Here is a 20,964-nt window from a genome sequence, read left to right as displayed (position 1 = left end):
TATTAATATTGATATTTAAAACATAAACTATTTTCACCATTAAATTTAAAAAAATAGTTCAAAACAAATATTTTGGGTACAAGCATAATAAAGGTATATTTAAATTTTTGGAGGGGATTGAATTGTTATACAAAATCATCAATGATTTTCCCAATGAAATTCTAAATGAAGAGAGCCAAGGGCCATATATATCTTTATATCAACCTACTCATAGACAAAGTTCAGAAACTAAACAGGATATTATTAGATTTAAAAATTTGGTAAGACAGGTAGAAGAGTCATTAAAACAAAAATATCCTAAAAGAGAAATAATGCCTATTTTAAAACCTTTATATGCTTTAGGAGAAGATTATGAATTTTGGAAGCATAGTTATGATGGTATAGCTGTATTGTTAGTCGATGGTAAATGTGTAATTTATAAGTTACAACGTAAAGTTGAAGAACTGGCCTTAGTATCTGATAGTTTTTATATTAAACCTTTAATTAGAAAATTTCAATCTGCAGATGGCTATCAACTTTTAGGATTAAATAGAAAGGAATTTAAGTTGTTTGAAGGTAATAGATATACTTTAGATCAGCTGGAATTAGCACCAGATATTCCTAGTACAATAACAGAGGCTCTTGGTGATGAATACACAGATTCTTATTTAAAAGCAGCTTCCTATGGAGGCGGAGATAGGGCAATGTTTCATGGTCATGGATCCAAAAAAGATGAAATTCAAATCGATATAGAAAGGTTTTTTAGGTTTGTTGATAGGACAGTGCTAGATAGATACTCTAGACCATCTAAATTACCTTTAATGTTGGTAGCTTTACCTGAATATCACACACTGTTTAAAAACTTAAGCCATAACCCTTATCTAATGGAAAATGGCATTAAAGTAGATTTTGATTCTCTAAGTTTAAATGAACTTAGGGAGAAAGCATGGGAACAGATGGAGTCCGTTTACTTAAATAGAACTAAAGAATTGGTGGAAAGATTTGAAAATGCTAGAGCTCAATTTTTAGGTTCCGATGATTTAGCTCAAATAGCAAGAGCAGCTTTAGAAAATAGAGTTCAAACCATATTGGTAGAAGATGATAGGGTAGTATCCGGTAAAATAAATCCAGAAACAAATCAAATAGAGGAAGGCAATCTAGAAAATCCATTAATAGGGGATATATTAGATGATTTAGCAGAGATGGTATTCAAATCCAAAGGAGAAGTTGTAGTATTACCAAAGGAAAGAATGCCTTCAAATACAGGAGCTGCTGCCATATTTAGATTTTAAATATGAAAAATATAGGAACCCTATTATGACGATAGGGTTCCTAAACTATTCAATTCTATAATCTTTAATATAAGGTCTACAGCTTTTTCCATTTCAGTCTTTTCTACCGAACCATTGAATCCAACTAAATGGTAGAACCCTTCATAATACTCTGTCTATTCTGGTCTTTCATTTACCGGTAGCATTGAGTTTAATTCCATTCCTATTAACATTGAGTTTACCATCATGTTTTTAGCAGTACCTGGATGAATATTTGTTCCTTGTATAGATATTTTAGCGGTGGCTGCATTGAAATTTTCGTATTCTAATTCACCGATAGGGCCGGCATCTACTGTATAGGCAAAATCAGCATTAAACTTTTCCACATCAAAAAAATCAGCACCTCTACCAATTTCCTCGTCAGGAGTGAAACCAATCTTTATAGTACCATGGGGGATATCTGGGTTATTAATTAAATATTCGATGGCAGTTATTATTTCAGCAACTCCAGCTTTATTATCTGCCCCAAGTAAAGTTGTACCATCTGTAGTTATTATAGTTTCACCTAAAATACTAGGTTAGAAAAATAAATTCTTATAAAAGAAAGGTTAATGATAATAATACTTTTAGACTATTTATACAAATATAATAAAAATAGGAAATTTAGCACCTATTGAATAAAGAAAAATTGTGTTATAATTCATGTTTTGTAAAAAAAGTTTGTGGTATAATATGAATAAGAGATTTTGAGGAAGAAATTAGTTTATCAATTACTTTAATCCTGCTAATATATTAAAAATATTAATAGAAATAAATGAAATTTAGATTGGAAATTTATCAATCAAATGGTAAAATTAATAATAGTGTTGCTTAATTTTCTAATGACAACAGAAGGATGTTAACTATTTTACTAACAAAATAATAAGGCTGAAGGGAATGGGGAAGATGAGTAGGGAACGTTTATTAGAAGAGTTAAAGACAGAAATTGAAACTAAAAGAAATGAATTGAATCTTTTAGCAGTAAAGGATATAAACAGGGATGAAGTACTGAAATTTAGTATAGAATTAGACAGGCTTATAGATAAGTATTATAATGTGCAGTTAGATAAAAAATGAGCAGTTGTTTAATATTTATCTGCTCATTTTTTATTACGATTAATAATTTGAACCAAATAAAACTAAATAAGAGAGTATAAAATGGATAGTGCAATTAAAACTATTAATATTCCAATAATCCAATACAATACCTTTTTTCGTATAAAGAAAAATTTCAATAGAACCACCCCTTATTAATCATGGTATTATAATCTATTTGAAATATATATAATATATGCAAGCATTTTAAATTTAAGGTTTTAATTAATGATTTCTAATGATATATTATAGGTAGAGGAAAATTAAAGGAGGAATTTGTTATGGCAGTAAAGATACTCAGTGATAGTGCTTGTGATTTACCTAAAGAGATATTAGATAAATATAATATAGATATAGTTCCAATTATTGTTATAAAAGATGATGAAGAGTATTTAGATGGTGTCACTATCGACCCAAAAGATTTGTATTATGATATGAGAGCAGGACAGGTTTATAAAACAGCACAAATAGCTCCAAAAATGTTTGAAGAGAAATTTACTGAATTAGCCAACAAAGAGGAAGATGTAATATACATAGCTTTTTCATCAGGACTTTCAAGCACCTACCAAACATCTGTAATAGTTAGAGACTCCCTAAAAGAAAAATATCCTAATATGAATATAGACATAGTAGATTCAAAATCAGCTTCAGTAGGCTTCGGATTATTAGTTCATAAAGCTGGCAAAATGGCCAAAGAAGGTAAAAGTAAAGAAGAAATTTTAAGGATGTTAGATTTTTATGTGGACCATATTGAACATATATTTACCGTAGATGATATAGAATATTTATTTAGAGGGGGAAGAGTTACTCGTACTCAAGCCTTTGTGGGAGGGTTACTGAATATTAAGCCCATTTTAGATGTGTCAGAAGAAGGTAAATTACAGCCACTAGAAAAGGTTAGAGGTCGGGCGAAAGTATTAAAAAGAATGATTCAAATAATGGAAGAGCGTGGGGGGAAGGCAGACTTAAAAAATCAAACTATTGGTATTAACCATGGAGATGATTTAGAAGGTGCAATGAAATTAAAAGAGATGATTGAAAAGGAATATGGTTGTAATGATTTTATTATAAATATTGTAGGATGTGCTATAGGAGCTCATTCTGGTCCTGGCACTTTGTCGGTATTTTTCTTAAATGAAAAACATGAAGATTAATAATAAATCCAGGTAATTGCCTGGATTTATTATTATATCACGATGAAATATTAATGAGATTATTAAGTGAAGAATACGATAGTTATAAAAAAGTATAGACAAATTCAATCAATAGTAGTATAATAAATAATGTTGATTGGGTATGCACCTTTAGCTCAGACGGTAGAGCAACTGACTCTTAATCAGTGGGCCCAGGGTTCGAGTCCCTGAAGGTGCACCATATAAACTCTGTAACTATTTTAGTTACAGAGTTTCTTTTCTGAAAAATCTTGAAAGAAAAATTCTAGCATACAATTTGAAATTAGCATTTAATTCACGAGCGCTCATATGATAATATATAAGAAAGATATATTAAGGCGCTTTTTCTTTTTCCACTTATATGGAGGTGGCAAAATGGTGGGAGAACACTTTTTTCAATTTGTTGATTTTTTTCCCATACCTATCGTAATTTTTGATTTAGATGGAACCTTATCTTTTATTAATCGAGAATGCTGTGAAGCGTGGGGTATACTAAATCCAAAAGATGTCATAGGTATATTTAATGTTATAAACGACTTTGTAGTAAATGATGAATTAGAACTAAGGGATTTTATAAAATTGGCTTTTAAAGGAGAAAAGGTTTCAATTTCAGAAATAAGAGTGCCACTAAATTATATGAGGACCATTTATAAACATAATAATATAGATTTTAAAATTGATTCCATGTATCAGGATATAATCTGTTTTCCAATATTGAACGAATTCAATAATATTGACTATATAGCCGCAGTTTTTATAAAAAAAAGAATTTATAAAGGGCGCTTGGAAATTGCAAAAGCTAAAGAGTATATGGAAGATCATTGGATTAACAAGTTTGAATTGGAAACAGTAGCAAAAGCAGTAAATTTAAGTACATATCATTTTTCTCACCTATTTAAGATGTATACTGGTGAAACACCTTTCAGTTATTATAAAAAAATCAAACTCCAAAAATTGAAGGAGAAATTGTGTGATGAAAACATTGGAGTAGCTGATGCTTTTGCTGCCTGTGGTTTGGATTACAGTGGATATTATGCTAAGATATTTAAGGAGATGGTAGGAATGTCACCATCACAATATCGAGAGATGGTATTAAAGAATAATAAAAAGTAGAAAAAAGGCTTTAAAGTCAATATGACTTTGAAGCCTTTTTTGAGTTAGCAATATCTGTACTTACATTAACAATAACGATACTATGCTCTTTACGCACAATTTAGTATAATAAAGTACCAACATTTATAACAAGGAGTATCATAGTTTTTAATAATGGAGTCTGAATATTTTATCTAGGAGGTGAAAAAATGCTTTTGGAAAAAAGATATAAATTAATAACGTCATTAATTGTATTTTTAACAGTATTTGCTATTATCTCTATGCCATTGCAAGCTGCAAAACCATCAAAACCATCAAAACCACCTGTTTCTTTAAAAAACAATCTACCAGTGATTTCTCAAGGCGACCAACCTATCAATATTAATATTAATCAGAATTCATCATTAACCCTTTCATTTAATGCTACAGATAAGGATAAAAAGGATACCTTAACCTGGAGTATAGGTACAAATTCAAATCACGGAACTGTTGCTTTGAAACCTACTGAAGGTAAAACAACAAGTCTAACTTATAAACCATATACAGATTATATAGGTAATGATAGCTTAAGACTAATGGTAACTGATAATAAAGGTGGTTCAGATTCAATCGATTTAAACATTACAATAAAGCCAGTAATTCCACAACCATCAATATCTTATGTATCTTTAGGTGATTCTATCGCTACTGGTACAATTTATCCTGGAAAAACAATTACTTCTTATGTTTCTTATTTTTATGAGTATATCAAGTCCCGGAATCCAGGTGTGAATGTGAATTTGACTAGACTTGAAAAAGATGGCGACAGGACCAATGAGCTTTTGTTTAAATTAAATAACGATTCCAACATGATAACTGCGGTGAGAGGTGCAAATGTAATAACTATTTGTATTGGTGGTAACAACTTAATGCAGGCGGCAAAGAGTAGTGGTTCTATTAGTGGATATGATTGGAATAATATTAATACTACTATAGCAGATCAAGGGCTTAGTGATTTTAATACACACTGGAATCAAATTATAAATAGGATAAAATATCTTAATTCAAATACTGTATTAATTGTAAATACAACATATAATCCATATAATACTTCTGACACAACTTTACATGAATTAGTGGATTCTTATTTGTTTAGAAATGATGGCAGTGGTTTAAATGATACAATTAACAACAATACTAATTTAGGGTATTCAGTTGCTAATGTGTTTGCAGGATTTGATTATTATTCAAGCAATATGGGATCAATAACTTACTTCTATCCAAGGCCATGGGATATTTGGGGCACTTTGACTCGAAATCCACATCCTAATGCAGCTGGGCAAAATATCATATATGAGTATATAAAAGCAGCTTATTCAAGATAGGATACAAAATCTAAATAAACATTAATAGCTATAGTTGTAGGAATAACTTCCATAGCTATAGCTTTTTTCTTGAACTTCACCTCCACACTCTCCAGTTACAAATCCTAAAGCAAAAGTATTTTTTCGTGGGTATTCTATAAGCATAACTTCATCAAATAATTGTTTATCCTTTAATGTAAAAGCATTAATTATTTGCTTAACCCCAGTATAAATTTTAGAAACAAAAGGCAATTTTTCAAAAAGTTTTTCTACTCCTCTAGCTAGTTTTACCACTGCATAATTAGAAATAAAAAATCCTGTTAATAGAATTAAAACGATTCCAAAGAATAACCCTATTCCAGGAAAGGATATACCTGTTATGGCTACGATAATGCTACCAATAAACTTATCTAAAGCTGTTATAAACCAAAATAATACATATAAAGTAATAGCTAATGGCAACATAGCCAAAAGTCCCTTTAAAAACAGAGAGCGTAGCTTTTTCATATGAAGACCTCCTAAGAGAAATTGATAATTATGCTATAATCAATTATATACTAAATAGAAAAGAATTGTATTAAATTTTATATATTATAATACAAATAAATATAATCTCCCATAAGGGACTACTATACTAACTTGGGTATATAATATATAATAAACTAAAAAAGAAATTAGGTGATTTTGTGGAGAATATTGCAGCCTTCTTTGATATTGATGGCACCCTTTTTAGGAATTCTTTAATGATACAACATTTTAAAAAATTAATTAAATATGAGGTTATAGATCCATCTATATGGTATAACAAAATAAAACCAGTTTATGAGGAATGGGAAAAGAGATATGGAGATTTTGAGCATTACCTAGAAACCTTAGCCGAGGTATATATTAATGAATTAAAAGGTGTAAACAAATCCTATATTGAATTTATTGCTTCCCAAGTCATTAATGTAAATGGTGACATGGTGTATAAATACTCAAGAGATCAAATTGACTGGCATAAAAGCCAAGGACATAAGGTGTTTTTTATATCAGGTAGTCCAGATTTTTTAGTTTCAAAGATGGCTGAGAAATATGGTGTAACTGAATGTAGAGGTACAGCTTATTTAGTTGATGATGAAAATAATTTTACTGGTGAAATAGTAAAGATGTGGGATTCTGAAAATAAACAAAGAACATTAAATGAATTCTTAGAAAGATATGAGGTAGATTTAAAGAATAGTTATGCTTATGGGGATACGACTGGCGATTTATCCATGCTTAGGATGGTAGGAAATCCTATTGCTATTAATCCTAATAGAGAATTTCTATTAAGTATTAGAGAAGATGAAAACCTCTCTAAAAATACAGTAATAATCGTTGAAAGAAAAGATGTAATATATAGATTACAACCAGATGTAGAAATATTGCAATAGATTTGTTAAATAAAATCTACAAAATAAGGACATAATCCATATGTAGAACTATAGTTGAAATTGAAGATAGAAGAGGTGATTAGGATGAAAAGATTTTTATTTTTAATAAGATTAATATTATTAATTTCTCTAGTGCTTACAGGTTGTGGGAGAGTGAATAAGCCTGAAGGAAACAATTCTTCAGATGAGGGAAAGACAATTGTTGAGCCAGATGAAGAAAATTTGACTATTAAAGATTTTTATCCTTTTAAAGAAAACATGAAGATGGAATATGAGGGAATTGGCAATGAATTCGCAGAGCAAACTACATTTTTTGAATTCATCCAGGGCAATAGAGGCCAACTTAAAATATTCAATCCTGGTACGGTGGTGGTGAAGGTACTAGAGTATGATGATGGAGAATTAAGGGAAATATTTAGCGAAGGAGAGTTTTATCATATTGAAAATATGTTAAATATTCCCAGCGAAAAAACCAATATAATTTTAAAGGAACCATTAAAGGTAGGTACATCATGGAGCACTTCTGATGGTTATAAAAATAGTATAACTGGGCTAGATGTAACTGTTGAAACCCCATACAAAACTTTTAAGGCTCTTGAAGTCACTACTGAATTAGGAGAGGGTAGAAAACAATTAAATTACTATGTAAAAGGAATTGGACTTGTAGCTTATATTTATAAAGATGGTGATTTTGAAGTAAAGACTCTATTGGAAGAAGTGGAAAATGAACCTTATCAAATGGATATTAGGTTTTATTATCCTATGGAAGAGGATATTAAAACAGCATACATGGATAAAGATATAGAATTTAATACCAATGGAAGTATAACGGAAATATTAGAATATAGTATTAAAAATCCTGGTAAGAAAGGCTTAATTCCCCCTATTTCAAAAAATACGAAGATCAATTCTATAGAATTGGATAGAGGAAATCAAATAGTTAGAGTTGATTTTTCTAAGGAATTATTATCAGAAATGAATGCAGGCTCTGCAATGGAAATGGAAATAATAAAGAGTATTGTAAATACTTTTGGCAATCACTATGGAGTAGAGAGAGTATATATTTCAACAGAAGGTATTCCATATAGTTCTGGACATTTTGCAATAAAAGAAGATGAATTTTTTACAGTAGATTATTCTAATATAGAAGAATATAATGACTAGTAAATGTGAGAGAACCCCATTTAAAAGGGGTTCTCTCATATTAGCTAAAAATCATCCACATTGCTGTTATCATTACCGTCTTTATTGTCATTCTTGTTCTTGTTTTTATTTTTGCCTACATTTTTATTGCCTTTTTGATTCTTGAAAGAATCTTTTTTGTTTTTACCCACTTCAAACCTCCTCAATCCAAATTTTTAATGTAATTCTTCCTCTATAGTATTCCAAATTTATTAAAAAATATAATAAAAATAAATAGGGATATAGTGAAGATTTTAGATTGATGTTAAAGTTCAACTTAAGACTTCATGTGGCTAAAATTAAAGATTATAAGAGTTAATGTAGTACATTAGGTTAACCTATAGATTTTCTAATTCTAATAGAAATCTTGATGGACTAACCTTTTTGTCATTCCTGTTAATATAGGTAATTAGAGTTAAATGTTTTTTTGCCCTTGTCATGCCTACGTAGAATAGTCTTCTTTCTTCTTCTAAAGATTCAATATTTCCCTTCTTGAAGGCATCGATACTGTTTATGGTTGGAAAGTCTCCATCAATTAAATCGATAATATAAACCCTCTTGAATTCCAAGCCTTTAGCAGAATGTACTGTGGATAATGTAATACCTTCTCTTACATTTTTTGATTGAATACAAAGATATTCTAAATATTTTAATCGTCTAATAAATTTTTTTAAATCAACAGTTCTATAAGCTATAATTTTTAGATATTCTAAAATTGTCCTAAGTGAATCCATAGTATGGCCAAATTTCATGCAGCTTTCTCTTAAATAGTCCTCATATCCTAATTTTTTTTCAATATGGTAAATACCTTCATAGGGTTTCAACTTGGATAATCTTTTGAAGTTCAATTTCAAATCCAAAAAATTATTTTTATAAAATCCCTTTATTCCAGGAAGGCTTAATAGTCTATCAAACACTGATTTATTAGAATTTAACGTTTTTATATAGTTAATCTGTTTTTTAGAGATAAAGCCATTCATCTTAAAATATATTTTTTCAAAGGATTGAATATCTGTATTATCATAAGATAATAGGAAAAAGTTAATGATATCCTGTACTAGCCAATGATTAAAAAACTTTATATTTGCATCTTTCATGTAAAAAGGAATATTATTTCGCTCTAAACTCTCTATAATGCCTATAGCAGATATATTGTTTCTAAATAGGATAGCTGTATCATTATGATTATTTATTTCTTTTAATTGCTCTATTATATATTGGTATTCCTCTTCTAAATTATTAACTTTTACTATATTTATTGGTTCAATATACTGGTTTTCAGTAAAAACATTCTTATTATATCTTAAAGTGTTTTTCTTAATAAATTTATTGGATAGGGAAACTATATTTTTAGAAGAACGATAATTTTGTTCCATATAGAATATTTTGCTATCTTTATAAATTCTACTAAATTCAAACAGTCCCTGAGGATAAGCCCCTCTAAAACCATAGATGGACTGGTCATCATCAGCAACTATAAATAGATTATTCTTAGGATGAGCTAAAGTTTTAATAATTTCTAACTGAGCTTTAGATGTATCCTGACCTTCATCTACTTGTATGTATTCATATCTATTCCTATATTTGTCTAATAGATAGTTATCCTTTTTTAATATTTCCAAAGATAATGTTAACATATCATCAAAATCTATTAAATTATTGGTTTTTTTATAGTTTTCATAGGTATTAAAAATATGATCAAAATTATCTATATCTAATTTAAATTCTAATAGAAAATCTTTTGTAGTAATAAGCATATTTTTAATGTATCCTATGGAATTTATCAGAGACTCTAGTTTTTCTTCTGTAATATAATCTTTATTTACAGAAAAGTATATGTCTTTTAGTAAATTAATTTTATTCATTTTTTTACTATTATCTTCAATGAGGGTATATCTATTTTTGTTTTTAAAAGCATATTCTCTTATCAAACTATAAGTAAAACTATGAATAGTTGAAAAATGAACTGGTACATGAGAGATATCCCCATAGATATTATTGAACCTATATTTCATATCTTTAGCAGAAGCTCTACTAAAGGTAATAGACAATATTTTCTCAGGACTTACATTTTTATTAAGTATTAGATTGGCAGTTCTATGGATTAATACCGTAGTTTTACCTGCTCCTGGTACAGCTAATACCAAAGCTGGACCCTTAATATGAGAGATAGCTTTTTTTTGTTCCTTGCTTAAATTCATAAAAACACCTACTTCTATTGGACTATGTTCCATATCTTATAATCTATCATAGATTTTATTTTTTAAAAAGTATTAAAATTTCCTTGACAAAGTAAGACAGGGGGATTGATTATAATTACAGAAAATAGGGTAATATTTGATTTAGTATAGTATAATACTATATGAAGGTTAGAGGTGATTATTATGAAAAAAGGTTTAAAATGGTTTGATGAAAAATTAATAAAGGCTATAAATGAAAATATTAAATCTGATTTTTTAGATAGATTTATGCCTAAAATTACAAATATAGGTGGTGTTGTATTTACCACATTGTTTATTTTGGCATTATTGATATTTGGTAAGGGGAAGGCTAGAACAATTGGGATACAAGGCTCTGTAACTTTAGCAATTAGTCAAAGTATTACCTATGGATTAAAAAGCCTATTGAGTAGGGAAAGGCCTTATAATATGCTTAAAAATTTAAATACCTTTGGTATAATTTTGAAGGACTACTCCTTTCCTTCAGGCCATACTTCAGCTAGTTTTTCTGTAGCAACTACTATAGTATTAAACATACCTAAATTAACTTTTGTTGTTTTTGCTATAGCATTACTCATTGGTGTTTCAAGAATTTATTTAGGTGTCCATTATCCAACAGATGTAGTGGCAGGCATTATATTAGGAGTAGGTTCAGCCATTGTAGTCCATATGTATTTAATTAACTATATAAAAAACTTAATCAATATATTTCAAATTTAATATGGATTAAAATTTCATATTGGTGGTATATATTAATATATACCACTAGAAAGGGTGATATAATTGCTAATGAGTAATTTTTTGAAAAACAGGAAATCTACTAGGGATTTTAAGAAGAAGAAATTAGACAGTAGAACTACAGTAGAGGTAATAGAAAATTTTAAAGATTTAGAAGAAGAAGCTAAAAATAAATATTTCAATTTTGTATTATTTGATGAAGGAGATAAAATCTATAAAACTTTAGATGGTTTAGCAGGTTATGCAGGGGTAATGATAGAAAGCCCTTATTATATAGGGATTAGGTTAAAAGAAGTTACTGAAACATCTATTATTACAGCTTCTTATTATACTGAGAAATTGATGACTAATTTAACAAGGTTAAATCTAGGTAGTTGTTGGATTAACGTAAAAATGGTAGATAAGGACATTAAAGCGGATGTTCTAGGAGAGGACAATAAAAATATTGGGTACTTAGTAGCCTTTGGCTATCCTAAAACTAAAAACCCTTTTGTTCAGGAACCAGCTAGTTCTAGATATGCAGTAAACCAGATAGTTTATAAAGATAGAATAGGTAATCCTATAACTATAGAGGAATTAGAAAGCAGAGGATTAGATGATTTATTTTACTACATACGATTTGCTCCTTCTAATTACAATTTACAGCCTTGGAGATTTATCTTAAAAGATGCGAAGATCCTCCTGTTGTTAGAATATTCAGAAGAAGGTAGAACAGATCTTATGGACGCAGGAATAATAATGTATTATTTTGAGGCTTTAGGAGAAGTTATTGGATTGAAAAAAGGATGGCATCTGGTAGATGAGGCTGATATAGAGTATGGTGAATCTAAATATAAGCTTGTTGGGGAATTTGCTTTGTAAAAAACGCCTTTTAAGGCGTTTTTTTATTGACAGCTAAAAAGAGATAGCATATAATAGAATTAAACATATGAGCAAGTGTTCATATGTTTAATAGTAGTGAAGGGGGACATTTTCATGAAAGAATTTATCCTTGGATTAGAAGGACTAAATTGTGCCAGTTGTGCATCAAAAATTGAAAAACTAACAAAGGAAATTGATGGTGTAGACGATGCAACATTAGATTTTGTTTCAAAAAAATTAAAGATTCATGTAGTTGAAGAAAATAAATCAAAAGGGATAATTGATGAAATCAAATATATAATAAAAAGATTGGAACCGGATGTCAAGGTAGTAGAAGAGAATAGTAATCTTCAACCTAATCACCAACATAACCATGGAAATATAAACAAAAATGATATATTTAAAATAATAATTAGTGGAATTTTATTCATAATGCCTTGGATATTCAAATTAGAAGGTGTTCCTAAATTAACAATATATCTTATGGCCTATATTTTAGTTGGATTTGAAATAATTATTAGGGCTATTAGAAATTTACTTGCTGGACAACCTTTTGATGAGAATTTTCTAATGACAGTAGCTACTATTGGAGCTTTTGCTATAGGAGAGTATCCAGAAGGGGTAGCGGTAATGCTCTTTTATCAGGTAGGTGAGTTTTTCCAAGGGTTGGCAGTTAATCATTCTAGAAGATCAATATCATCCTTAGTGGATATTAGGCCAGATTATGCAAATCTAGAGAAAAATGAGGAAATAGTAGTTGTTAATCCTAAGGATGTTCAATTAGGTGATTATATAGTCATTAAACCAGGGGAGAAGGTTCCCTTAGATGGAATAGTCGTGGAAGGAAAATCATCTGTTGACACTTCAAATATTACTGGAGAATCTGTACCAAGAACTATAAACTCAGGGGATATGGTGTTGAGTGGTTTTGTTAACAATGAAGGATTACTAAAAGTAGAGGTAAAAAAGAAATTTCAAGATTCTACCGTATCAAAGATATTGAATTTAGTTGAGAATGCTTCAAGCAAAAAAGCACCAACTGAAAATTTTATAACAAAATTTGCCAAGTATTATACACCAGTAGTGGTATTTACAGCTTTAGCAATTGGCCTTATTCCACCGTTGCTTTTAGGCTATGATATTTCCGACTGGGCTTATAGAGCTTTTGTATTCCTTGTAATATCCTGTCCTTGTGCTTTGGTTATTTCTATTCCATTAGGTTTCTTTGGTGGAATTGGAGGGGCATCTAAAGCAGGGGTTCTTATTAAAGGTGGCAACTATTTAGAAGGGTTGAATGAGGTAGATACTATTGTATTTGATAAGACTGGAACTATTACCAAGGGTACCTTCAAAGTGACAGAAGTAGATAGCTATAACGGAGCTACAACAGATGAAATAATAGAACTAGCGGCTTTAGGTGAATCCTATTCAAATCATCCAATAGGCAAGTCTATAATTGAGGCTTATGGCAAAGAAATAGACAAAACTAAAATTACTAACTATAAAGAAATAGCTGGAAAAGGGATTCAATCAGAAATAGAAGGTAAGAAAGTATTAATTGGTAATAAAAAGCTATTTGAGGATAATAATATTGAAATAGAAGAGAAGGAGTCTATCGGAACAATAGTTTATGTGGCTAAAAATGATATCCAAGTAGGGGCTATTGTGGTATCTGATGAGCTAAAAGAAAACGTAATTAAGGATATTGAAAATATCAAATCTGAAGGAATTAGAGAAACTATAATGCTTTCTGGAGATAAGGAAGAAACTGCTAGAAAAGTAGCAGATTTAGTTGGCATCGATAAAGTTTATGGAGATTTATTACCTCAAGATAAGGTTAATATATTTGAAGAAATATTAAAGGAGGCCAAAGGGAAAGTTGCTTTTGTTGGTGATGGAGTTAATGATGCACCAGTATTAGCAAGGGCTGATATTGGAATAGCTATGGGAGGATTAGGTTCTGACGCTGCTATAGAAGCTTCAGATATTGTAATAATGACGGATGAAATAGGTAAAGTAGCCACAGGTATTAAAATTGCAAAAAATACAAAAAAAATAGTTATGCAAAATATTGTTTTTGCTTTGGGTATTAAACTTATTGTATTAATACTAGGTGCTTTTGGGGTTGCAACTATGTGGGAGGCAGTATTTGCTGATGTTGGAGTTTCAATAATAGCCATACTGAACTCTATAAGAGCATTAAAATATGATTAATTATAGGGCAGACTTGTAAGTCTGCCCTATTTTATTGCACTTAATATTAAAGAATTTGTTCGAAAAAGTAATAATCAACTATTAACTTGTGATAAACTATAAGTAAATATATTGTATCTAGGAGTTGTTGCAAAGATGAAGAACGAATTAAGCAATTTTGACAGAAGAAAGAACTATATAATTCTTGCAGAAAATGCCTATTTAGATGAAAATAGAGAAATGTCTATTAAATTTTATATTAAGGCATTAAAGTTCAAAGGGAGCAAGGCTGATAATATTCAAATTTTGTATAATATCGCCCTTATATATGATGAGTTAGACAATCCTGAAAAGGCTTTGAAGGCCTATGAAAGGATTATAAGATTAGATAAAACCCAAGCTGGAGCCTTATATGGAATGGCAACTATGTATGAAAGACTAAAAGATAAGGAAAAAGCATTAAGGCTATATTTTAAGGCAGTTGAAATAGATCCTGATTATGATAGGGCTTATTTTTATATAGCAAATCTTTATGATGAAATGGAGGATAAGGATAAAGCTATATATTATTATCAAAAAGTTATTAATTTAAACCCTAGAGATTATATAGCTTATAATAATTTGGGTTCCATTTATGAAGAGTTAAAGGATTATGAAAAAGCATATAATATGGTAAAAAAAAGTATTGAAATTGATCCTAATTATTACAAGGCCCTTTTTAATATGGGAGTAATATACAAAAAATTAAATAATCATAAAAAAGCTATAGAATATTACGATGAATCTATTAATAATAATAATAGTTATTCGGATTCATATTTAAATAAATCAGCCATATATATTGAAGAAGGAAAACTTGAAGAGTCCATTGAAGTATTGACTGAGGGAATTAAATATAATCCTTATGCTAAATATTTGTACTATAATAGGGCTTGTTGTTATGCGAAGCTGAATGAAATAGAGAAAGCTATCAAGGATTTAAGAAAAGCTGTAATATTATACCCCAAAATATTAGAGATGGTTGATGTTGATGAGGATTTAGATAATTTAAGACATGATGAAAGATTTATTTCTTTACTTAATCAAAAAGATGAAGATATTTGATAATGTAGATTGTTTCTGGTATATATTAAGATAGAATTATCTATAGAAAGGAAATGATAAATGGTTATTATTAAAACTGAACATGAAATAGAAATGATGAAAAGAGCGGGAAGATTATTGGCAAATACCCATAAGGAAATTGCTAAGATTATTAAACCTGGTATTAGTACTTATGAAATAGACCAATTTGTAGAAGAATATTTAAAGAAACATGGAGCAACTCCGGAACAAAAGGGTTATCATGGCTATCCTTATGCTACCTGTGCTTCTATTAACGATGAAATATGCCATGGATTTCCACGAAAGGAATCATTAAATGATGGTGATATTGTAACCATAGATATGGTAGTAAATTTAGATGGTTGGCTAGCAGATTCTGCCTGGAGTTATGGAGTAGGAAATATATCTGATGAGGCTAAGAAGTTGTTAGATGTAACTAAGAAAGCTTTATATCTTGGAATAGAAAAGGTCATAATTGGTAATAGGATAGGAGATATATCCTATACTATTCAATCCTATGTAGAATCAGAAGGATTTTCTGTTGTTAGAGATTTTGTAGGCCATGGTATAGGGAAGAACATGCATGAAGACCCACAAGTCCCTCATTTTGGAATACCGGGGAGAGGATTAAGACTTATGGAGGGAATGGTTTTAACTATAGAACCAATGATTAATGTAGGAAAGTTTGCATGTACCATAGATGATAATCAATGGACAGCAAGAACCATTGATGGGAAACTATCTGCTCAATACGAACATACTATTGCCATAACAAAGGAAGGGCCTCTAATCCTTACAGAACAAGAATAAATATAGGTGCCAGGCACTAATATATTAACTTATTTATTATTAATCTATGTAACAAGTTTGTATGTTAGTGCCAGTGCGGTATATGAGATTAGAAGGGTATAAAATGATTACTTTAGGTTGAAGAAATAGAGGAATTTTAAATTTATACTAGATATAGGAAGGTCTTATATGATTTAATAAAGAATCTAGTATAGAGGAGGCTTTACCATGAAAAGTTTAAAAGCTTTAAAAAAATCAGCATTCTATATCTCCTTTCCCTTTTCTTTAATAGGCTTTTTATTCCCTGTATATGCCCATTCTGTGGGGATATCTGTTATGGAAGTAGGGGTTATATATTCAGCATTTTCATTATTTACTATTTTAATGCGACCGGCAGTAGGGTATTTAATCGACAAAAGAGGAAGGAAGGTTGGAATTGTTCTAGGAATAGTATTTTATTGTTTGATGAACCTTCTATTTTTGATTGGCAATGATTTCAAATATCTATTAATCGCTAGGATTTTTCAAGGTATAGGTAGTTCTTTTCTTTGGATTAGTATAGACACGATTATTTCCGATATAAGTCATAAAAATAACAGGTCAGAAAATTTTGGGATTATAGATGAATCTATAAATAAAGGTAGTTTTTTAGGAGCTTTTATAGGATTTACCATAATATTCAATGACCTTTTTAACAATCCCTTCAAAGCTGCATTTTTTATCTCGTTAGGGGCAAGTTTAATCAGTCTTTATTATAGTGTTTTTAAAGTAGAGGAAACCATAGGAATTAAAAAAAATTATGAAGACGATACAATAAAGAATAGTAAGAGTTTTAATCTATTTTTAATTATCATGGGTCTACATGCTTTTATATCCACTATGACAGCCCATACCTACCTTATATATGTTAGGGAAAATATTACCGATAAATTACATCTAATAAGTTATCTATTCATACCTGGAGCCATTTTATCCATGTTTTTACCCAATAAATTTGGAAAATTTTCCGATAGATATAATAGAGGGAAAATATTATTTATTGGTATTTTTGCTATGGGAATATTATATTATTTAATTCCAGCAACAAATAGTTATTATTATTTTATGATAATAAATACTTTGATTGCTATAACTACAATGTTCTATGGCCCAGCTCAGTCTGCTTTAGTTATTGATGTTGTAGGTGATAACCAAAGGGGCAAATCCTATGGGAAGTATAAATTTGCCCTTGGCATAGGAGGAATTTTGGGACCCATGATAGGGACTTATATATATGAATATATAGGCAATAGAACGGTGTTTAATATTAAAGGAATAATGTTAATTGGTATTAGTATATTGGCATTTAAACTAATAAATGTAAAGGCTGAATTGACAAAGGTTAAAAATTCAAGGGAAACCTAGGCATGCTTTAGACTATCTACTAGTTCTTAGGTGGTGTATTAATGAAAAAACGGGGAAATTATAACTATATATTAAGAAATATATTATATATAGTATTCTTAATTGATATTATCTCTAGGAATATTGGAAATGTAATGAAATTATAATAGACGTAAAAGTAGAATATAAATTAAGTTTTTTTAAGCCTTTCTTGCAGCTATTACATCTACTCCTAATCCTAAAATATTTTTAATAATTATATCTCCACGTTTAATAGGAGCCATAACCTCAGTGGAGTTGAAAATTTTCATGACCTCATCTACCTTATCCTTAGGAATAACCCCTGTAGTCTTTACCGGTAGTCGTTTTATGGTACCATTTTTCAGCAATACTCTACCTGTTAGAACTCTAGAAGGTTCTGTTACTTCTTTTATACCAAATTCCATACCTCTACTGCAGCTATTTCCCTCCACAACATAACCGGAAGGTGTTGAATTACTTTTTGTTATAATAAGTTCACAGCCAATAGGACATGCTTTGCATTTTTTTATAATTTTATCCATTATATTCCCTCCACAAAAAAATAAATATTTATAATATAAACCATATTATTATATCATATTAATGAACGTATATAATTGATTTTAAAAAGCCAAAACTTTTATAAACAAATCTTACGAAATTCTAAATATAAGTTGGTTAATATTATATATATAAGGTATACTTGAAATAAGAAGAATAGATGTTTTTATTAAATAAAAGGAGATAGATGAACTGTGGCAAACAAAAAAAGATACACCAAAAAAGAAGAGATTGCTAACGGGATAACCCATGGATTAGGGGTGTTGTTTGGAATAGTGGCTTTAGTTGTATTATTGATTTTTTCTATTAGGAAAAAAGATACTATTTCCATTGTTGCCTTTAGTATATATGGATTTTGTTTAATATTTATGTACTTATCATCAACCCTTTATCACAGCATAAGAAATGAGAAGGCGAAGAGGATATTAAGAGTATTTGACCATTCATCCATATATTTATTCATAGCGGGAACCTACACGCCTATAGCTTTGCTATCAATGGAGGGTAGATTAAGAATAGGAATTATGGTAGCCATATGGACTATTGCTATATTAGGAGTAATATTTAAAATATTTACAGCTGGCAAATTCGATAAATATAAAGCTATATCATTAATCATGTATATAGCTATGGGATGGATAGCATTATTTACTATAAAACCTATAGTTAGGATGACATCTTTACACTTTATGCTTTGGATACTAGGAGGAGGATTAACCTATACATTAGGAACTATATTCTATAGTAATAAAAAGATTCCTTTTAACCATGCCATTTGGCATATGTTTGTTTTGGGAGGAACGGTACTTCACTTTGTAGGTATATTATTATATTTAGTTTAAGTATGGCATAGATAGTTTTCTGATTTTGGGACTACAATACTTTAATAGGAGTGAATATTATGATTAAAAGCATTGGAAAGGAACAATTTATTATATATTTGGTCACTGTTGGGAAAAACTTGCACTAAAATTCTAATATAATCTATAAAATTTTAAGAAAACACCTAATAAACAAAAAGGTGTTTTTCTTATAAGAAGGAATATGAGAATTTATGTAGAATATTATTGATTATATAAAATTAATCTTAGGGGTGATAGACATAAAACATATTGAAGAAATAACCAAAGAAAATTTTAACCAATGGGTTAAAATGGCATTAGCACTTTGGCCAGATAATGAAGAAAATGAATTAAAGGATGAATTTCATAAGATGCTATCTTCAAAAAAAGAACAGGCTTTTATTTATAAATTAGATGATGAATATATTGGATTTACTAATTTATCTATTAGGAGTGATTACGTAGAAGGTTCTAGTTCAAGTCCTGTAGGTTATGTGGAAGGAATATATGTTAGAACGGAATATAGAAATAATGGTATTGCAAAAGAATTAATTACTAAGGGAGAAGAATGGGCAAAGGAAAAAGGGTGTACACAAATGGGTTCTGATATTGAGTTAGATAATCATATAAGCTATAAATTTCATCAAAAAGTAGGATTCAAAGAAGCTAATAGGATAATTTGTTTTATTAAAGATATTTGATAGTACTATAATATGGAGGAATTTTTAGAAAGATACAGAATATATATGGTAGGTAAAATCAATAATAATTTAAGAAGGGAGTGGAATAATGGCTTTAAATGATATTGAAAAGATCTGTCCTATTTGTGGGAAACTAAATAATTGTCAACATGATCAAGGAGATTGTTGGTGTGAAAAAATTGAAATACCTAAATATATTTTAGATTTAGTTCCAGTAGATAAAAAAGGCAAGGCGTGCATATGTAAATCCTGCATAGAAAAATACAAGAAAAAACCATTAAAGGAGTGAGATTATAAAATGGATATATTAGAAGCTATTTTTACTAGAAGGAGTATTCGTAAGTTTACAGGAGAGCCAATAAGTGAAGAGGATTTAAAAACCATATTAAAAGCTGGATTTCAAGCTCCTTCAGCCCATAACTATGAGCCAAGGGAATATATAGTGGTAAGGGATAAAAAAATAATAGAAAAAATCACTAAATTTCATAAATATTCCAAGATGTTACCTAAAGCAGGCTGTGGAATAATAGTATGTGGAGATAAGGATAAGCAACCAGAGATAGGCTTTCTTATAGAGGATTGCTCTGCTTCTATGCAAAACATGCTATTGGCAGCCCATGGAATAGGACTAGGTGCTGTATGGTGTGGGCTTTATTCTGTTACTAAATTGACAGAATCCATGGCAGATGTTTTAGAATTACCTGAACATGTAATTCCTATTGGTATGATTGTAGTTGGCGTTAAAGACGAGTTAAAAGAACCAATAGATAGATATGATGAAAGGAAAATACACTACGATAAATGGTAAGTAACACTTTATCAAAAGATTATCTATTCCAAATTGTCCAAATATAAATGTTCTATCAATTTCATTCATTGGAAGCTTGATTTTTGAGAAAATATTGCCAAGAGAAACTCTATTAATAATCATCATTTAATAAAAACACATTAATTAATAATTGTA

The 20,964-nt window shown here is 29.6% G+C and carries 21 protein-coding genes, 1 tRNA gene and 1 pseudogene; 18 read left to right on the top strand and 5 right to left on the bottom strand.

Translation table 11 applies throughout. The features are described 5' to 3' along the window. Nucleotides 1-122: 122 nt before the first annotated feature. Nucleotides 123-1,271: a baeRF3 domain-containing protein gene (locus tag C3E90_RS02720; RefSeq protein WP_236914029.1), complete on the top strand. Its 1,149-nt coding sequence runs from the start codon at nt 123-125 to the stop codon at nt 1,269-1,271. An 89-nt stretch (nt 1,272-1,360) separates the two neighbouring features. Here the strand turns inward: C3E90_RS02720 and pepT are convergent. Next, nucleotides 1,361-1,819, bottom strand: a pseudogene (gene pepT, locus C3E90_RS02715) (tripeptide aminopeptidase PepT); the annotation flags it as partial. 376 nt (nt 1,820-2,195) lie between these two features. Here pepT and C3E90_RS02710 point away from each other — a divergent pair. From C3E90_RS02710 to C3E90_RS02690, 5 genes are all read left to right on the top strand, one after another. Then, complete coding sequence (locus C3E90_RS02710) at nt 2,196-2,366, top strand: aspartyl-phosphate phosphatase Spo0E family protein (RefSeq protein WP_236914028.1); 171 nt, start codon at nt 2,196-2,198, stop codon at nt 2,364-2,366. A 299-nt stretch (nt 2,367-2,665) separates the two neighbouring features. After that, nucleotides 2,666-3,538 (top strand): DegV family protein, encoded by an 873-nt coding sequence (locus tag C3E90_RS02705; protein ID WP_236914027.1) that lies wholly within the window; start codon nt 2,666-2,668, stop codon nt 3,536-3,538. 144 nt (nt 3,539-3,682) lie between these two features. After that, nucleotides 3,683-3,758 (top strand) — tRNA-Lys (locus C3E90_RS02700). Between the two features lie 173 nt (nt 3,759-3,931). Then, a complete protein-coding gene (locus C3E90_RS02695) occupies nt 3,932-4,669 on the top strand; it encodes a helix-turn-helix domain-containing protein (protein ID WP_236914025.1) in 738 nt (245 codons plus the stop codon). 188 nt (nt 4,670-4,857) lie between these two features. Next, on the top strand, nt 4,858-6,012 hold the full coding sequence (locus C3E90_RS02690; protein ID WP_236914023.1) for an Ig-like domain-containing protein: 1,155 nt from the start codon (nt 4,858-4,860) through the stop codon (nt 6,010-6,012). Nucleotides 6,013-6,033: 21 nt separating this feature from the next. Here the strand turns inward: C3E90_RS02690 and C3E90_RS02685 are convergent, their stop codons facing one another. Then, on the bottom strand, nt 6,034-6,498 hold the full coding sequence (locus C3E90_RS02685) for a DUF502 domain-containing protein (protein ID WP_236914021.1): 465 nt from the start codon (nt 6,496-6,498) through the stop codon (nt 6,034-6,036). Between the two features lie 179 nt (nt 6,499-6,677). On the opposite strand from C3E90_RS02685, the gene C3E90_RS02680 reads away from it, so the two are divergent. Together C3E90_RS02680 and C3E90_RS02675 are read left to right on the top strand one after the other, a co-directional pair. Next, nucleotides 6,678-7,406: an HAD family hydrolase gene (locus C3E90_RS02680; RefSeq protein ID WP_236914018.1), complete on the top strand. Its 729-nt coding sequence runs from the start codon at nt 6,678-6,680 to the stop codon at nt 7,404-7,406. Nucleotides 7,407-7,490: 84 nt separating this feature from the next. Continuing rightward, a complete protein-coding gene (locus C3E90_RS02675) occupies nt 7,491-8,570 on the top strand; it encodes a GerMN domain-containing protein (RefSeq protein WP_236914017.1) in 1,080 nt (359 codons plus the stop codon). Between the two features lie 44 nt (nt 8,571-8,614). Here C3E90_RS02675 and C3E90_RS13210 read toward each other — a convergent pair whose 3' ends face one another. Together C3E90_RS13210 and C3E90_RS02670 are read right to left on the bottom strand one after the other, a co-directional pair. Continuing rightward, a complete protein-coding gene (locus C3E90_RS13210) occupies nt 8,615-8,740 on the bottom strand; it encodes a hypothetical protein (RefSeq protein WP_272879042.1) in 126 nt (41 codons plus the stop codon). Nucleotides 8,741-8,926: 186 nt separating this feature from the next. Next, nucleotides 8,927-10,789, bottom strand: a complete 1,863-nt coding sequence (locus C3E90_RS02670; RefSeq protein ID WP_236914016.1) for an ATP-dependent helicase — start codon at nt 10,787-10,789, stop codon at nt 8,927-8,929. Nucleotides 10,790-10,972: 183 nt separating this feature from the next. Between C3E90_RS02670 and C3E90_RS02665 the strand changes: the two genes are divergently transcribed. The 6 genes from C3E90_RS02665 (at nt 10,973) to C3E90_RS02640 (ending at nt 17,896) form a co-directional block, all read left to right on the top strand. Next, entirely contained in the window at nt 10,973-11,527 is a 555-nt protein-coding gene (locus C3E90_RS02665) for a phosphatase PAP2 family protein (protein WP_236914014.1), read from the top strand. Nucleotides 11,528-11,596: 69 nt separating this feature from the next. Then, a complete protein-coding gene (locus tag C3E90_RS02660; RefSeq protein WP_236914013.1) occupies nt 11,597-12,406 on the top strand; it encodes a nitroreductase family protein in 810 nt (269 codons plus the stop codon). A 114-nt stretch (nt 12,407-12,520) separates the two neighbouring features. Then, a complete protein-coding gene (locus C3E90_RS02655) occupies nt 12,521-14,620 on the top strand; it encodes a heavy metal translocating P-type ATPase (protein WP_236914012.1) in 2,100 nt (699 codons plus the stop codon). A 135-nt stretch (nt 14,621-14,755) separates the two neighbouring features. Further along, nucleotides 14,756-15,703: a tetratricopeptide repeat protein gene (locus C3E90_RS02650; RefSeq protein WP_236914011.1), complete on the top strand. Its 948-nt coding sequence runs from the start codon at nt 14,756-14,758 to the stop codon at nt 15,701-15,703. Nucleotides 15,704-15,763: 60 nt separating this feature from the next. Continuing rightward, on the top strand, nt 15,764-16,513 hold the full coding sequence (gene map / locus C3E90_RS02645) for a type I methionyl aminopeptidase (RefSeq protein ID WP_236914009.1): 750 nt from the start codon (nt 15,764-15,766) through the stop codon (nt 16,511-16,513). A gap of 207 nt (nt 16,514-16,720) precedes the next feature. After that, a complete protein-coding gene (locus C3E90_RS02640; RefSeq protein WP_236914008.1) occupies nt 16,721-17,896 on the top strand; it encodes an MFS transporter in 1,176 nt (391 codons plus the stop codon). A 179-nt stretch (nt 17,897-18,075) separates the two neighbouring features. Here C3E90_RS02640 and C3E90_RS02635 read toward each other — a convergent pair whose 3' ends face one another. Further along, nucleotides 18,076-18,438: a DUF1667 domain-containing protein gene (locus C3E90_RS02635; protein ID WP_236914007.1), complete on the bottom strand. Its 363-nt coding sequence runs from the start codon at nt 18,436-18,438 to the stop codon at nt 18,076-18,078. Between the two features lie 213 nt (nt 18,439-18,651). Here C3E90_RS02635 and trhA point away from each other — a divergent pair, with 213 nt between their 5' ends. The 4 genes from trhA (at nt 18,652) to C3E90_RS02615 (ending at nt 20,808) form a co-directional block, all read left to right on the top strand. Beyond that, nucleotides 18,652-19,299, top strand: a complete 648-nt coding sequence (gene trhA / locus C3E90_RS02630) for a PAQR family membrane homeostasis protein TrhA (protein WP_236914006.1) — start codon at nt 18,652-18,654, stop codon at nt 19,297-19,299. A gap of 251 nt (nt 19,300-19,550) precedes the next feature. After that, nucleotides 19,551-20,000 carry an aminoglycoside 6'-N-acetyltransferase gene (gene aac(6') / locus C3E90_RS02625; protein WP_236914005.1) on the top strand — a complete coding sequence of 150 codons (450 nt, stop codon included), beginning with the start codon at nt 19,551-19,553 and terminating at the stop codon, nt 19,998-20,000. 88 nt (nt 20,001-20,088) lie between these two features. Next, nucleotides 20,089-20,289 (top strand): cysteine-rich CWC family protein, encoded by a 201-nt coding sequence (locus C3E90_RS02620; protein ID WP_236914003.1) that lies wholly within the window; start codon nt 20,089-20,091, stop codon nt 20,287-20,289. A gap of 9 nt (nt 20,290-20,298) precedes the next feature. Continuing rightward, on the top strand, nt 20,299-20,808 hold the full coding sequence (locus C3E90_RS02615; protein ID WP_236914001.1) for a nitroreductase family protein: 510 nt from the start codon (nt 20,299-20,301) through the stop codon (nt 20,806-20,808). Nucleotides 20,809-20,964: the final 156 nt, after the last annotated feature.

The sequence above is a fragment of the Clostridium sp. Cult2 genome (assembly GCF_021655075.1).
Classification (GTDB): Bacteria; Bacillota; Clostridia; order Tissierellales; family Tepidimicrobiaceae; genus Schnuerera.
Note: the sequence above shows the minus strand (reverse complement) of the source record. Positions and strands in the feature narration are given on the sequence as shown.

Coding starts and splice junctions, on each gene's coding strand:
- C3E90_RS02710 (WP_236914028.1), top strand. CDS start 2,196: ATGAGTAGGGAACGTTTATTAGAAGAGTTAAAGACAGAAATTGAAACT.
- C3E90_RS02705 (WP_236914027.1), top strand. CDS start 2,666: ATGGCAGTAAAGATACTCAGTGATAGTGCTTGTGATTTACCTAAAGAG.
- C3E90_RS02695 (WP_236914025.1), top strand. CDS start 3,932: ATGGTGGGAGAACACTTTTTTCAATTTGTTGATTTTTTTCCCATACCT.
- C3E90_RS02690 (WP_236914023.1), top strand. CDS start 4,858: ATGCTTTTGGAAAAAAGATATAAATTAATAACGTCATTAATTGTATTT.
- C3E90_RS02685 (WP_236914021.1), bottom strand. CDS start 6,498: ATGAAAAAGCTACGCTCTCTGTTTTTAAAGGGACTTTTGGCTATGTTG.
- C3E90_RS02675 (WP_236914017.1), top strand. CDS start 7,491: ATGAAAAGATTTTTATTTTTAATAAGATTAATATTATTAATTTCTCTA.
- C3E90_RS02670 (WP_236914016.1), bottom strand. CDS start 10,789: ATGAATTTAAGCAAGGAACAAAAAAAAGCTATCTCTCATATTAAGGGT.
- C3E90_RS02665 (WP_236914014.1), top strand. CDS start 10,973: ATGAAAAAAGGTTTAAAATGGTTTGATGAAAAATTAATAAAGGCTATA.
- C3E90_RS02660 (WP_236914013.1), top strand. CDS start 11,597: ATGAGTAATTTTTTGAAAAACAGGAAATCTACTAGGGATTTTAAGAAG.
- C3E90_RS02655 (WP_236914012.1), top strand. CDS start 12,521: ATGAAAGAATTTATCCTTGGATTAGAAGGACTAAATTGTGCCAGTTGT.
- C3E90_RS02650 (WP_236914011.1), top strand. CDS start 14,756: ATGAAGAACGAATTAAGCAATTTTGACAGAAGAAAGAACTATATAATT.
- map (WP_236914009.1), top strand. CDS start 15,764: ATGGTTATTATTAAAACTGAACATGAAATAGAAATGATGAAAAGAGCG.
- C3E90_RS02640 (WP_236914008.1), top strand. CDS start 16,721: ATGAAAAGTTTAAAAGCTTTAAAAAAATCAGCATTCTATATCTCCTTT.
- C3E90_RS02635 (WP_236914007.1), bottom strand. CDS start 18,438: ATGGATAAAATTATAAAAAAATGCAAAGCATGTCCTATTGGCTGTGAA.
- C3E90_RS02620 (WP_236914003.1), top strand. CDS start 20,089: ATGGCTTTAAATGATATTGAAAAGATCTGTCCTATTTGTGGGAAACTA.
- C3E90_RS02615 (WP_236914001.1), top strand. CDS start 20,299: ATGGATATATTAGAAGCTATTTTTACTAGAAGGAGTATTCGTAAGTTT.